Source organism: Sporolactobacillus sp. KGMB 08714 (assembly GCF_036598985.1).
Lineage (GTDB): Bacteria > Bacillota > Bacilli > Bacillales > Sporolactobacillaceae > Sporolactobacillus.
In genome coordinates this window covers 106,128-119,904 of the sequence record NZ_JAUUBW010000045.1, presented here as the reverse complement: position 1 = coordinate 119,904, position 13,777 = coordinate 106,128, and the positions used below count along the sequence as shown (strand labels likewise).

Below are 13,777 nucleotides of genomic sequence, written 5' to 3'. Positions count from 1 at the left end.
CCACTTTTCTCTTCCTCTCACGGATAGATCGGGGCGAGGGCAAGCCCGGTCTTTTCGTCCCATCCCTTAATAATATTTAAGTTCTGGACAGCCTGCCCCGCGGCGCCCTTGACCACGTTGTCGATCACGGAAACAATGATCAGGCGCCTTGAGCGGCCGTCTACATTCAGTCCGATATCGCAATAATTGGAACCCGCCACTTCTTTGGTCGACGGCCAGTGGCCGAGCGGCCGGATTCTGACAAAAGGCGATCTGGCATAAAACCGCTCATACATTTCAAGAAATTCTTTTGTCGAATAGCCTTTGGCCAGTGTGGCATAGACGGTACACATCAGTCCCCGCGTCATCGGAATGAGATGCGTCGTGAACGTGAGGCTTTCTTTTTCCCCGCTCATTGCCGCAATAGCCTGCTCAATTTCCGGCGTGTGCTTGTGCGTTCCGAGCTTGTAGGCTTTCACACTTTCGTTGACCTCACTGTAAAGGTTGCCCGGTACCGCACTTTTCCCCGATCCCGATACGCCCGATTTTCCGTCAATAATAATCGAACTCAGATCGATCGCTCCGTCTTTGACGGCGGGAGCCAGCCCAAGCAGAGCCGCAGTCGGATAACAGCCGGGATTGGCAATCAGCCTGGCCCCCTCTATCTGCTTCCGGTTAATTTCCGAAAGACCGTAGACTGCCGTGGCAAGGAGTGCGGGATCTGCCGGTGCCTGACGATACCACTTCTCATAAGCTGCCGGATCTTTCAGTCGAAAATCACCGGATAAGTCAATACAGATCAGGCCTTGTTCCAGGCATTTCGGAAGCAGGTCCTTGCTGACGCCCGCCGGCGTGGCAAAAAAGACAACATCCGTACGCCTTGCGAGCTCATCTGCATCAAAATCCTCCAGCCTCCTGTCCAGGAGATCCGTTAAATGAGGATAGAGCTGCTGAATATCGGAACCTTGCGTCGAATGGGAGACAAGCATCTCCGCTTCGACCAGAGGATGGTTGATGAGCAGCCGGATCAATTCGATTCCGCTATAACCGTTTGCACCGACAATGCCTGCTTTCACTTTCACCTGAATAGCCTCCAGTTTAAGAACATTCGCTTTTTTCACTCTTCATTTAATAAGCTGACGCTTCAGAGAGATGAAGACTGCTGTAAAAAATTTTTTAACAGCCTTCCCCGGCTTTTTTCATCTCAAGACATTTAAAAACGCCCGCCTCTTTTACTGTTAAAAGAGACGAGCGTTGTTCACATTACCCGCGGTACCACTCTGATTATTCCCGAAGAAGATGCTCCCGGTGCGCTTCGACTTTCGAGCACAACACAGCACGCTTCGCAAGAAATCTGCTTTGGTTCTCTGTAACGGGAGCTACCCGGCCGGCCCTACTCCTGATTTCAGGCCGTCACCTAAAAAGTGCGGTTCACAGTGATCGGCTGCACCGGCTCCCATCCTCCCGGTTTGCTTGAGCAGCTTCAAACTATTACTCTCTTTCTCATCGGTTTTCTATTTTCGTGAAGAATTTTTCCATTCATTCTGGCTTGTGTGTTATTCATTATACATTGCCCATGAGATAAGTCAACCCTTTTGAACAATTATTTTTTTCTCCTCGTGCGACACAAATGCTGATACCTCACTCAATCTATTATTATTTCAAAAACAGCCTGTCATTTCTCATCAAACTTTAATGCTCTCATAAACTTAGGCCATATCGGATTATGCTATAATATGGGCTAATGTACTGTTACTAAAAAACATTAGCTCAAGGTTGGTGAATTTTTTGACTCAGATTATTATCGGCATCATTATGGGCGCAATAGAAGGGCTGACCGAATTTGCACCCGTATCTTCAACCGGCCACCTGATTCTTGCCGGATCTTTAATGCATTTTACAAGCAACACCGCCAAAACATTCGAAGTCATTATTCAGCTTGGGTCCATCATGGCTGTGGTTGTCCTTTATTGGAAAAGACTGTGGAGCTTATTTGGATTTTACAGAAACGAACGGGCGGCAGGACCCAGTCATCTTAACCTGCTGCATATAATTATCGCAGCGATTCCCGCTGGCATTCTCGGCTTCCTGACGCGTGATTTTATTAAAAACGTCCTGTTCTCGCCCTTCTATGTGGTTATCGGCCTTGTCGCCGGCGGTATCCTGATGATTTTTGCAGAGCGCCTGGCTCACCGTAATGAAAGCCGTTCTCTCGATCAGATGTCTTATTTTCAGGCATTTACAATCGGCCTTTTTCAATGTCTTTCTCTTTGGCCCGGTTTTTCCCGTTCCGGGTCGACCATTGCCGGTGGTATTATTGCCGGAGCCGATCGTAAAACATCTGCCGAATTCTCATTCATCCTCGCTGTTCCGATGATGTTCGGCGCAAGCGGCTATGATTTTTACAAAAGCCTTCCTTTCCTTAGGATAAGCGATATGCCGCTCTTTGTCGTTGGATTCATCACCGCTTTTGTCGTGGCAATGTTTGCCATCGTTTTCTTCATGAAATTATTGAGGCGCTATACACTCGTCCCGTTTGCGGTCTACCGTTTCATCATTGCGGCAGTCTTTGCTGTCTACCTGATCGCCGCCTGAGACGAACAGATATCGTTTTTCTAAATGGAATCATCGATCCCGTAAGGAAAGTCCCGACTCAGCCGGGATATTCCGTACGGGATTTTTCTTTGCCCTATAGTATAAATTTCAGAGGGTTAAATAGGGCCGGATAAAAGTGCCGCAAGCCGTTCGCCCGCCATTCGGCCGACTAGTGCCGCCGCAGCCAGGCCCCCGGCTTTGCCTGAAGGCTCACCCATCGGCAGGTTTTCTTTACCTGGAAGCGGCTTGTTCAAACGACCCGGATGAATGATCTCCCCCGCGGATGAATCGATCCTCCATTCGTTCTTTATCCGATAAAATTCACAGCGCTGCGAACAGCAGTTTTTGGTTAAGTATTTTTAATGATTCTTTATCTTCCCGCATTCCATAAAAAAATTGCGATACAATGATATAAGGTTTTCTAAAGTTCAATCCGAAGGAGGTTGAAATAAATGGGTAAGACAATATGCATCTATGCAGGCTCCAATCTCGGAATCAATCCGCGATACAAAGAAGCAGCCCGCTGCCTCGGTGATGCCATCGTACACAGGGGGTACCGGATCGTCTATGGGGGCTCGTCAATCGGCCTGATGGGCGAGATCGCCGACCGGGTGCTGGCGCTCGGCGGAGAAGCCATCGGCATTATGCCCCGGGGGCTGATACTTGGCGAAATGGCTCATGAGCATCTTACTGAATTGATTGAAGTGGACGGGATGCATGCCCGAAAAGAAAAAATGAATGAACTTGCGGATGCGTTCATTGCACTTCCCGGCGGTATCGGTACCTTTGATGAACTTTTTGAAATACTTTGCTGGGCACAGATCGGGCTCCATCAAAAACCGATCGGACTCATGAATGTTTCCGGCTATTTCGATCCGCTGCTCGCACTGATCCGCCACAGTATTGATCAGGGCTTTGCCAACGAATCGCACCTTAACCTGCTGACGGTTTCGGACGATCCGGATACATTGCTTGACAAAATGGAAGCCTATGTTCCTCCGTTTCTCGGAAACAAATGGAAGCAATTAAGCAAGTAGGCTTATATCTAAATGAGTGTTCTTTCAGCTTCGTCACAGCCGGACCGCCATGCAGATTCATGATCGGCTTTTCATTATTGCGCTGTCTTCTCCTCTTTTTCAGACGGATAATAATTTCTTTTCGGCTACTTGTATATTGACGCTGCCCGGCGTTACCTTGAGCGGACGATCGCGTCAATTCGTCTGACCGTAAAATCCGAAATACAAAAAAGCGCGGGAAGAAGGAACCTTTCCGGCGCTTATTTTTTAAGCCTCCGAACTGTCCGGATAAGCTTAAAAATGCTCATATTTTTAATTAATTATATTGAGGAATATCAAATACAAGGCTGTATTGGGCAATCTGCCTGTACATACTGTCGATCATCGATGTCTGACTGACGGCCCAGGCGACATCCGTCGCATATTGATGCGCTGCGCTGCCCGCAACCAGGGCCGACGGATTCCAGCGCATTTTGTACAGCGTATCTTGCTGGTAGACCGAATTATAAATATAATATTTGGCGATCCAGGCCGCTCCGCCTTCGATTGCTTTCGCCGGCGTTGTCCATCCCTCGCTGTAAGCCATCGCTGCCCCGGCGTTTTCGGGATCCTGATCATAGGCACCGATCCCGAACATATTATAAACTTTGACTCCTTTATATACGATTCCGTTCGCCAGGTTGGACGTTCCGTTTCCTGTTTCAAGCATAGCGTGTGCAGCAAGATAGACCTCATTTACACCGTTTTTCTTTGCAGCATCGATAAATGTTGATCCATAACCGGACAAAATGCCCTTGCCGGATAAAATAAGATTCATATCCGAAAGGCTGATATTGGCCAATGAAGATAACTGCAGGAACTGAAAATAGCTCGGGGTTCCCTGTGCAAAATTCTTCGGATTAAGATAATAGGCAAGCTGAGACGACTGATTGACTTGCTGCTCTTCCTCCAGAGCCTGCGAGAATGAAATAGGATAATTCGTCGTTTTATAGGCATTATTTCCGGATTGTGTCGTTGTTGACGTTTCTTTTTTAACATAATCGCCGTAAACATAACCGTCATTTCCGCCATAGCTGACTTTAACCCATCCATTCGGTGCATCCGCCAGCCATTCAACTGTTGTTCCGGCCGGAATCACTTGATAAATTCCGTACGTCGTATCCGGCCCCTTGCGGAAATTGACGTCTGTCGTAATCAGGCCTTCTGTACTGCTGGATGTCGTCTGGGAAGTCCCGCCGGGAGCGGAGGGATCGGTCGAAGCCGATGAGCCGTCCTGTTTCTGTACGTAATCCCCGGACACATAGGCTGTCCCGTCTTTATAGATAATCTGAAGCCAGCTCCCGCTCGTCCCGACTACTTCCACTTCAGTCCCTTTGGACAGCGTGGCCAGTATCGTACTCCCGGTCGACGCCCCCGTCCTCACATTCAGAGCGTCCGTCGTCGTCCCCGTGTACAGCACTTTCGGCGTCGACGAAGAGCCCGAGCTCCCGGCCTTCTGCACATAGTCTGCGGATACGTACGCTGTCCCGCCTTTATAAACGATCTGCAGCCAGCTCCCGCTCGTCCCGACCACTTCTACCTCAGTCCCCTTGGACAGTGTGGCCAGCCTCGTACTGCTCGTCGATGCTCCTGTTCTCACATTCAGGTCGTCCGTCGTCGTCCCCGTGTACAGCACTTTCGCTGTCGAGGAGGAACTTGAACTCCCGGGCTTCTGCACATAGTCTGCAGATACGTACGCCGTCCCGTCCTTATAAACAATCTGCAGCCAGCTCCCGCTCGTCCCGACCACTTCTACCTTGGTCCCCTTGGACAGCGTGGCCAGCCTCGTACTGCTCGTCGATGCTCCTGTTCTCACATTCAGATCGTCCGTCGTCGTCCCCGTGTACAGCACTTTCGGCGTCGACGAAGAGCCCGAGCTCCCGGCCTTTTGTACGTAGTCCCCGGACACGTACGCCGTCCCGCCTTTATAAACGATCTGCAGCCAGCTCCCGCTCGTCCCGACTACTTCTACCTTGGTCCCCTTGGACAACGTGGCCAGCCTCGTACTGCTCGTCGATGCTCCTGTTCTCACATTCAGGTCATCCGTCGTCGTCCCCGTGTACAGCACTTTCGGCGTCGACGAAGAGCCCGAGCTCCCGGCCTTCTGCACATAGTCTGCGGATACGTACGCTGTCCCGCCTTTATAAACGATCTGCAGCCAGCTCCCGCTCGTCCCGACCACTTCTACCTCAGTCCCCTTGGACAGTGTGGCCAGCCTCGTACTGCTCGTCGATGCTCCTGTTCTCACATTCAGGTCATCCGTCGTCGTCCCCGTGTACAGCACTTTCGCTGTCGAGGAGGAACTTGAACTCCCGGGCTTCTGCACATAGTCTGCAGATACGTACGCCGTCCCGTCCTTATAAACAATCTGCAGCCAGCTCCCGCTCGTCCCGACCACTTCTACCTTGGTCCCCTTGGACAGCGTGGCCAGCCTCGTACTGCTCGTCGATGCTCCTGTTCTCACATTCAGGTCGTCCGTCGTCGTCCCCGTGTACAGCACTTTCGCTGTCGACGACGCCGAGGAAGTGCCGGCGTTTTTAACGTAGGCCGCAGATACGTAGGCTGATCCATTATTATATTTAATCTGCAGCCAGCCGTCCGCCGTTTTTCCGGTAACGGTCACCGTAGTGCCGCTCCGCAGAGTCGTCAGAATGGTCCCTGTCAGACTGGGCAGGAACCGGACGTTCAGGCTATCAGTGGTTGTGCCCTGATAAGCCGTAACGCTCTGTACTGCCTGTGACGGTGCCGCAGGCTGAGACACTTGTACAACATAAGCACTGTCAACGTACGCAACGCCGTTCTTGTATTGGATTTTCAGCCAATTGCCGTCCTCGCTTTTCCCCGCGATTCCGATGACATTAAATGTCTGTCCCTTATAGAACAGGCCGATCTTCGGCTGATCGGTCCCCGGCAGGCTGCGGACATTCAGATCATCCGTTGCCTGTCCTTCGTATGGCTGAAAAGATTCCTGAGCGGAAACCTGCGACGGTACTATACCGGCTGCTGCCGTCACCGCGGCCGCCGCTGCAAATGTGCCGATTACTGTCAAACCGCGATTTGGATTCAATGTGATCCACACCCCCACTGCAGCAAAAAATTAAAAATAGAATTTGTCATAATATGGAACTTGTTTTATAGGAAAAACTTAATAGATGAAATCCATTTCTATAGGACGAGGAGCATGCATAGTGCCGCTTTTCATCATCATTTATCAGGCCGGGCGGAATGATGCATGAAGATAGGCTGAAAAAGCAAAAAACGGAAATCCCCAAAAAGCAAAATAAAAACTCCCTCCATTTACGTTTCCGCTCAAACATGAGAAAAATACGGCAGTCCAGCCATCATAGCGAATCACGCCTTAGATCTGTGACTTTGCGCCACTGCTTTTCAGCAGCTTTGCCATTTAGAAAAGAGATTTGCAAACTAGCTGTATATTATTCAATATAAACCAGATTTTGGATGCCTGCAACATTACAGCCGTTTAAGCCCGCAACTTTCGAACCTTTATACGGCTTTTATACGTAAATAGGTCTCACTTTCATAGGAAATTATAAACACTGCTCATACTTATTATCGGATAACATTTAAAACATTTTAGACTTTCTTTAACAGCTTTTCATTTTTCCAATAAGGGCATTCTGCTCACTTGCAAAGGAAAATCCTTTATAAATCCGGGACAATTATCCCGCGTCTTGTTTCAGAGTTGGCCGGAACAGGCCCTGCTGAAAATGGCGACGCCGAGTCCGAAGAAGCAGCCGCCCGCCATAAAAAAATCGACGTCCAGCAAATTATAATCGCCGTTCGTCGATATTTTTTGATTTGAAACAAGTATTCCGTAAACTCCGTCTAAGCCGGGCAGGAGATTTCGATCACCCGGCCGGCTGCATGATGCCACTGACCATCGCGGATTAGCAGGAGGAATGATTTCCCAGATGCTGTCAAGGCCGGAACAGACATTCATCGGTTTCACTTAGTATAGGTGACCGCCTGACTTCCGAACTGTTCCCACGCCTCGACAAAATCTGATTTATCCGCCTTACTGCCGCCGCTGCTCATCTCGGGATCATTAAAATAGACATTATCTTTATCATAGCCCGTCACAAGAACCGAATGTTCCATAAAAGAGATGCGCATGTCTCCCTGCTGGGTGTGCCAGGTCTGCCAGTCTCCCTCAGGTACGGGCTGAAAATTTATGCTGACAATAACCCATACCGGAGTCCCTGAAGCAAGCCGCTGCTCAACCTGGTCCCATCCGTCTCCGCTTAGATCCATGACTCTTCCGCCCAGATATTGTCTTGCCAGATCCACTATCGGTCCGTGATAAACCGCCAATCCCGGGTCATCGGTATCACCATGATACATATTGCCGACAAAACCGATGTTCGGATTCCCCTGATAGCCTCCTGAAGAAAAAGGCACTTTTTTTACTTTCGCCGCAAGTGTCATCTTATCTACAGGAACGCCCGCCGAATTGAGAAGCATGGTCAGGCTTGTAATTTCGCAGCCATTCGGCAGTTCGGGTTTTTGACTGGTAAACGGTGCGGAAAGCTTCACTTCCTGCGGCAGAACATTCTTCGCCGCCGATTTAGCAGGAGTACTCACTTTCTTCTGCTCAACTGTCGTCTGTTCCTTTTTCGTTACTTGTTGCGGAGTGCTCACTCGGCCGGATCGGCTGTCCACTTCTCCCGCGACAAGGAGGCCGCCGGCGATGAGAAAAAGGAGAAGAGTAAAGAAAAGCCATGAAATTTTCCCGGCGAATTTCATATATCTGCCTCCCCACATTTACATTTCTGTCCTTGCATAAAAACTTTTAAAACGTTCTCCACTCCATTCCACGCTTTTTATCTGCTGATGATAGCCAAAAATTCATGAAACCGGTCTGCCGTTTCTCCGCCGAAGACGGACCGGACACCGGCCCTGATTCAATAAATCATACGGCATGTCAATAGTCATCGTCTATTTTCGCCTTTTTTTATTAAAATTTACTTAAAAAGAGAAACTGTCACGGCAGAATATCCGCTGATAAAATAAAAACTTCCAGCCAACGGCTCGGCGTGCCGCAAAGTTAAAGAGCTGCCCCTCGTCGAAAAATCGATAATGGGCAGCCGCATCAAGCGCTTCAATTCACATTGTTTCGCTCCTGCGTTCAGAGACTTCAATCCGTCAATAGGGCCGCTCATTCATGTAGCGAAAGTGACGCCCGGCTCCGGTAAATGCTTATCTGACACCTTGTGATAAAGTACGTTTTCTTTCAATGAAACAAAGAAGATGATAAATACTTTCAATCGTTTTAACGGGAACACGATGCTCGTGAGCCACCTCAATCGCGAAACCGAGTATTGCTTCCAGCTCCATTTTCCTGCCATTCTCCAGATCCTGCAGCATGGACGTCTTATGATTCCGGACTTCTTTATTCGGAAGAAGTACGTTATCGGAGAATTTCGGTCTGATTGCCACTCCTGCGGCACGTGCCGTTTTCATGAATTCACTCTTCATGTCGAGAAGAAGCCGCCGCACATCCGGATCGTCCAGCGCCTCTCCTACTCTGGTCCCGGTAAGGGCCGTTACAGGATTATAAGTAATATTCCACAATAACTTTTCCCATTTGATCCGGCGAATATGATCCGTCACTTCCGCCTTTATCCCTGCCGACCGCAAAACACCTGCCAATTCGTCAAGTTTCTTATTAGGGACGCCGGCCGGGCCGTCCCCTTGCCACCCGCCGATGACCAGAGTGCCTTCCCCGACATGATTCACAATACCCGGAGCTTCACGGATAATTGAAATAAAAGCCGAACCTCCGACTATCCGGTCCGCGCCGAATTCATCCGCCAGTTTTTCTTCATTGCCGATTCCGTTTAAAAGGCAGATAATCCGGGTCCCTTGGCCGGTGAGTACCCGAAGCGCTGGCATAACGTCTGTCAGAGCCGTCGATTTTACCGACAGCAGAACAAAGTCAAAATCCGTCTCCTGCCGCTGAAGATGTTCAGCGTCTGCTGCTTTGACGGGCAGCGAAAAATCACCGTTGATACTTTTCACCATCAGATCGTGACTCAGCAGGTAATCCAGGGTCCGACCTCTTGCCACAAACGTCACATCCTGTTTTTCCCTGGCCAGCAGCCCGCCGAAGAAGCAACCAATCGCACCGGCCCCCAGTACCGCAACTTTCAAAACAAACACCCCTCATTAAGCAGATTTATCTTTCCGTTCATCCTTTGACTGTTCTCCCGAACAGTTTTTCTCTGTTTCCGGGTGTCCTTAGTCTTATTTTACAGCATACGAACGATCATGACATTTTCATCGAAATCTTTTTACGATTATATCGTTCGTTCACAGCAGCCTGGATCCGCATGTACGCGCATATAAGCAGAAAACTGAAGAGTCGGATCATTATTTTTGCCCAGTATATAGTATCCTGCAGCGATCTATTCATTTGAGAAAAACGAATTCTGAATTCCTGCGTATATACATTATACGTCGGAATCTTTTGCAATATTTTTAACTTCGGCCGACGGATCGGATTCAAACCTGCTTGCTTTCGGTCGCCGGATTTCCGGCTCCTTTGATATAATGGAGCAAAAGAAATCATCAGACGAAATGAGTGAGGCATTTGAACACTATTATTATCTATTGCGATGGCGGATGCCGAGGCAATCAGAGTGAACGGAACATCGGCGGTTGGGGAGCTGTTCTTAAATTCGGGGAACATACAAAGGAGCTCTGCGGCGGCGCGAAAAACACGACAAACAACATCATGGAATTGACCGCCGCTATTAAAGCTCTTGAAGCTTTGAAAACCGACCACATTCCCGTCGTCTTTTACATTGACAGTGCATATGTCGTCAACGGAATGAACAATTGGGTGCCGGGCTGGATAAAAAAAGGCTGGAAAACGGCGGGCGGATCGTCTGTCAAAAATAAAGAACTCTGGATCCGGCTGAACGAACTGGCCGCCGGACAAAAATCGATTACCTTTAACAAAGTCAGGGGACACCACGGCGTCGCGCTTAATGAACGGGCGGATCAGCTCGCTAACCGCGGGATGGACGAGATCGAGAAAGAGAGCTGACCGAATAAACGGCCGGCATGACCGAATCCATCGCTCCAGACCGATAAGCGGCCGCAGCCGACCGAAAAACGGCAGTTCACGACCGATAAACCGCCCGGGATGACCGATACCGCTCCCAAATTGACCGAATAAACGGCCGGCATGACCGAATCCATCGCCCAGACCGATAAGCGGCCGCAGCCGACCGAAAAACGATGACTCACGACCGATAAACCGCCCGGGATGACCGATACCGCTCCCAAATTGACCGAATAAACGGCCGGCATGACCGAATCCATCGCCCCAGACCGATAAGCGGCCGCAGCCGACCGAAAAACGATGGCTCACGACCGTTAAACTGCCCGGGATGACCGATACCGCTCCCATGTTGACCGAATAAACGGCCGGCATGACCGAATCCGTCGCCCCAGACCGATAAGCGGCCGCAGCCGACCGAAAAACAATGACTCACGACCGATAAACCGCCGGTGATGACCGATACCGCTCCCATGTTGACCGAATAAACGGCCGGCATGACCGAATCCGTCGCCCCAGACCGATAAGCGGCCGCAGCCGATAAACCGGGCGCATCGGCCGTTTTAAACTCATCGCAACGGAATCAATCAGGCTTAATAACCTTAATAACCGATAAGTTCCCCGCGCCGGCCGGCATCTTCCGAAGCAGGCAGAAGGATCGCGTTCCGTATCCGGTTGATCCGGTATACAACGCGATCCTTTCGGCAAGAAACATGACTTCGACTCGCATGCGGCTTCCGGCGCCGCATCGCCGACCTGGCTCACCGGGATTGTTTTCTCAGCAGTTCAGGCCTATTTCGTTCCCGCTCCAGACGGCGCTCATGATATTTGCCGCCCGGTAAGCGTCGCCGATCAAATACAAATCGGCAATTTTTCCATTGAGTTTATTATAAAGCGTCTGATTGGGCTTAAACCCGACCGAAATCACGACCGTATCTGCAGCCAGGAACTGTTTCCGGAACTGATCGTTGATCAGCACCGCGCCTTCATCGGTCACTTCTGTCAGCGAACTATTCGTGATCACCTTGACGTCGTATTGATGAAGCAGGTCAATGAGCATAATCTTGTTCATATGCGGAATCGGCTTGCCGCCGCCGCTGCTTAATATTTCGTTCTGTGCTTCAACGATCGTGACATTTCTTCCGTCCTGAGCAAGGTACAAAGCTGTTTCACACCCTACAAGTCCGCCGCCGACAATCAGGACATCCTTCCCGGCCGTTTTTTTGCTTTCAAGAATTTCAATGGGAGTCGCCACCTTATCTTTGTCGCCGCCGGGCACATCCAAATGGATCTCACCGGCGCCTGTTGCAACAATGACGACGTCCGGATTTTCTTTTCTAACGAGCTCTTCGGTTACTTCCGTACCGTTCAGTACCGGAATATCCAGCCTTTCCAGTTCATTTTTGTACCATGCGAGCAATCTTCGGTCATCTATCTTAAATTCAGGGACGGAGCCGGGTATGATCTGCCCGCCCAGTCTGCCGCTTTTCTCGTAAAGCGTGACCTTGTGTCCCCTGAGCGCCGCGACTCTGGCCGCTTCCATTCCTGCGACTCCGCCGCCGACAACCATCACTTTCTTTGCAGAAAGCACCGGCTTCGGTTCATAATATCTTTCCCTTCCGCATGCCGGGTTAACTGCGCAGCTCAGCGGTTTTCCTTCAAATCCGCGGCCGAGGCAGCCGACGTGACAGCCGATACACGGGCGGATGCGCTCCACCTGATGATTCATTACCTTCTTCGGCCAGTAGGGATCCGTCAGCAGCGGCCGCCCCAGTCCGATCATATCCGCCGAGCCGTCCTCCAGCGATTTTTCTGCCGTTTCCGGAACACCGAGTTTTCCGGCCACGATCACCGGTATATGGACCGCTTCCTTTAATTTTTTAGTATAAGGGAGATACAATCCTTCTTTTTGATAGACCGGCGGATGCGACCAGTACCACGCATCGTACGTCCCGAGGTCCGTATTCAGTTCATCATAGCCCGCTGCTTCCAGAATTTTCGCTGCCTCGATTCCTTCCTCGAGGTCCCGTCCTTTTTCAATGTAATCCTCATCGGGAAGCCCGCCCTGGCGCCAGTCCTTGATACAGCTCTTTACACTGTAGCGCAGTCCCACCGGAAAGTCCTTGCCGCATCTCTTTTTAATTCCCTGTACGATTTCGGCCGGCAGCGTCAGACGGCCCTTCAGATCTCCTCCATATTTGTCGGTCCGTCTGTTGAACAGCGACAGGGTAAACTGATCGAGCAGATAGCCTTCATGAACGGCGTGAATTTCAACACCGTCGAATCCTGCCTTTTTCGCTATATCGGCGCTTTCAATAAATTGCTGAACAATCCACTCTACTTCAGAAGTGGTCAGCTCGTTACAAGTAACAGAGGGATCCCAGTAGTTCGGTATGCTTGAAGCGGAAACCGGCGGGGCAGTGAGCAGCGCGCCCGGTACTCCGCTTCTTCCGAAGCCCATGGTCAGCTGCAGGAATATCTTCGTTCCGTACGCATGCACGCGCTCTGTCATTTCGGCTGAGGTCATCAGAAATCTCCCCGGATTTTCCGAAACAACCGGAATGATGCCGGAAACCACCTTATCCAGTTTATTTTCAACTTTGGTGATGCTCGTAATGATTAATCCCGTGCCGCCTTTCGCCCGCTCAACGTAATAATCCGCCGCCCTCTGATTGTAGCACCCTTCATTGTCGACAAGTCCGAAAGCACCCATCGGCGCCATCGATATCCTGTTTTTGACCTCCAACTTCCCGATTCTGATTGGTTTGAATAAAGCTTCGTACATTTTTACTGCCCCTCCTTTTTTTAATGAATTTCATACATCTCCTGTATAACATGGATCCTGAAAATTGTATGTTATTTTTTTCACAAAAAATGAAATCGTTTTCAAACTTTTATATTAATTTTCCTTTTTCCGGCTGCGGATTTCTCAGAATCTGCAGCTGAAGAATCCATTTCTTCCTGGCCCGAAACAGCCGGCGGCGCCGCGCCGTGCTGCCGTGCTGCCGTGCTTGCCTCACTCGAGCTGCTGCAACGCGTGCTATGATTCCGGCCGCATTCTCGA

Annotated in this window: 9 protein-coding genes and 1 riboswitch; of the genes, 3 read left to right on the top strand and 6 right to left on the bottom strand. The window is 50.2% G+C overall.

Going from position 1 to position 13,777, the window contains the following annotated elements; all coding sequences use genetic code 11:
• Positions 1-17: 17 nt before the first annotated feature.
• Complete coding sequence (gene argC / locus Q6A92_RS16785; RefSeq protein WP_332238812.1) at positions 18-1,055, bottom strand: N-acetyl-gamma-glutamyl-phosphate reductase; 1,038 nt, start codon at positions 1,053-1,055, stop codon at positions 18-20.
• Positions 1,056-1,767: 712 nt separating this feature from the next.
• On the opposite strand from argC, the gene bacA reads away from it, so the two are divergent.
• On the top strand, positions 1,768-2,574 hold the full coding sequence (bacA, locus tag Q6A92_RS16780) for an undecaprenyl-diphosphate phosphatase (RefSeq protein ID WP_332238791.1): 807 nt from the start codon (positions 1,768-1,770) through the stop codon (positions 2,572-2,574).
• Positions 2,575-3,026: 452 nt separating this feature from the next.
• The gene (locus Q6A92_RS16775; RefSeq protein WP_274401366.1) at positions 3,027-3,611 is read left to right on the top strand and encodes a TIGR00730 family Rossman fold protein; all 585 of its coding nucleotides are present in this window, start codon (positions 3,027-3,029) and stop codon (positions 3,609-3,611) included.
• A 295-nt stretch (positions 3,612-3,906) separates the two neighbouring features.
• Here the strand turns inward: Q6A92_RS16775 and Q6A92_RS16770 are convergent, their stop codons facing one another.
• From Q6A92_RS16770 to Q6A92_RS16760, 3 genes are all read right to left on the bottom strand, one after another.
• On the bottom strand, positions 3,907-6,696 hold the full coding sequence (locus tag Q6A92_RS16770; RefSeq protein ID WP_332238790.1) for an SH3 domain-containing protein: 2,790 nt from the start codon (positions 6,694-6,696) through the stop codon (positions 3,907-3,909).
• Positions 6,697-6,954: 258 nt separating this feature from the next.
• Positions 6,955-7,040, bottom strand: a riboswitch (cyclic di-GMP riboswitch).
• A gap of 555 nt (positions 7,041-7,595) precedes the next feature.
• Positions 7,596-8,393 (bottom strand): C39 family peptidase, encoded by a 798-nt coding sequence (locus Q6A92_RS16765; protein WP_274401368.1) that lies wholly within the window; start codon positions 8,391-8,393, stop codon positions 7,596-7,598.
• 453 nt (positions 8,394-8,846) lie between these two features.
• Positions 8,847-9,800, bottom strand: a complete 954-nt coding sequence (locus Q6A92_RS16760; protein ID WP_274401369.1) for a ketopantoate reductase family protein — start codon at positions 9,798-9,800, stop codon at positions 8,847-8,849.
• 439 nt (positions 9,801-10,239) lie between these two features.
• Between Q6A92_RS16760 and rnhA the strand changes: the two genes are divergently transcribed.
• Positions 10,240-10,698, top strand: a complete 459-nt coding sequence (gene rnhA / locus Q6A92_RS16755; RefSeq protein ID WP_332238789.1) for a ribonuclease HI — start codon at positions 10,240-10,242, stop codon at positions 10,696-10,698.
• Here rnhA and Q6A92_RS16750 read toward each other — a convergent pair.
• Positions 10,653-10,964 (bottom strand): hypothetical protein, encoded by a 312-nt coding sequence (locus Q6A92_RS16750; protein ID WP_332238788.1) that lies wholly within the window; start codon positions 10,962-10,964, stop codon positions 10,653-10,655. The two genes, rnhA and Q6A92_RS16750, sit on opposite strands and share 46 nt — an antisense overlap.
• Positions 10,965-11,491: 527 nt before the next feature.
• Entirely contained in the window at positions 11,492-13,498 is a 2,007-nt protein-coding gene (locus tag Q6A92_RS16745) for an FAD-dependent oxidoreductase (RefSeq protein ID WP_332238787.1), read from the bottom strand.
• Positions 13,499-13,777 lie beyond the last annotated feature (279 nt).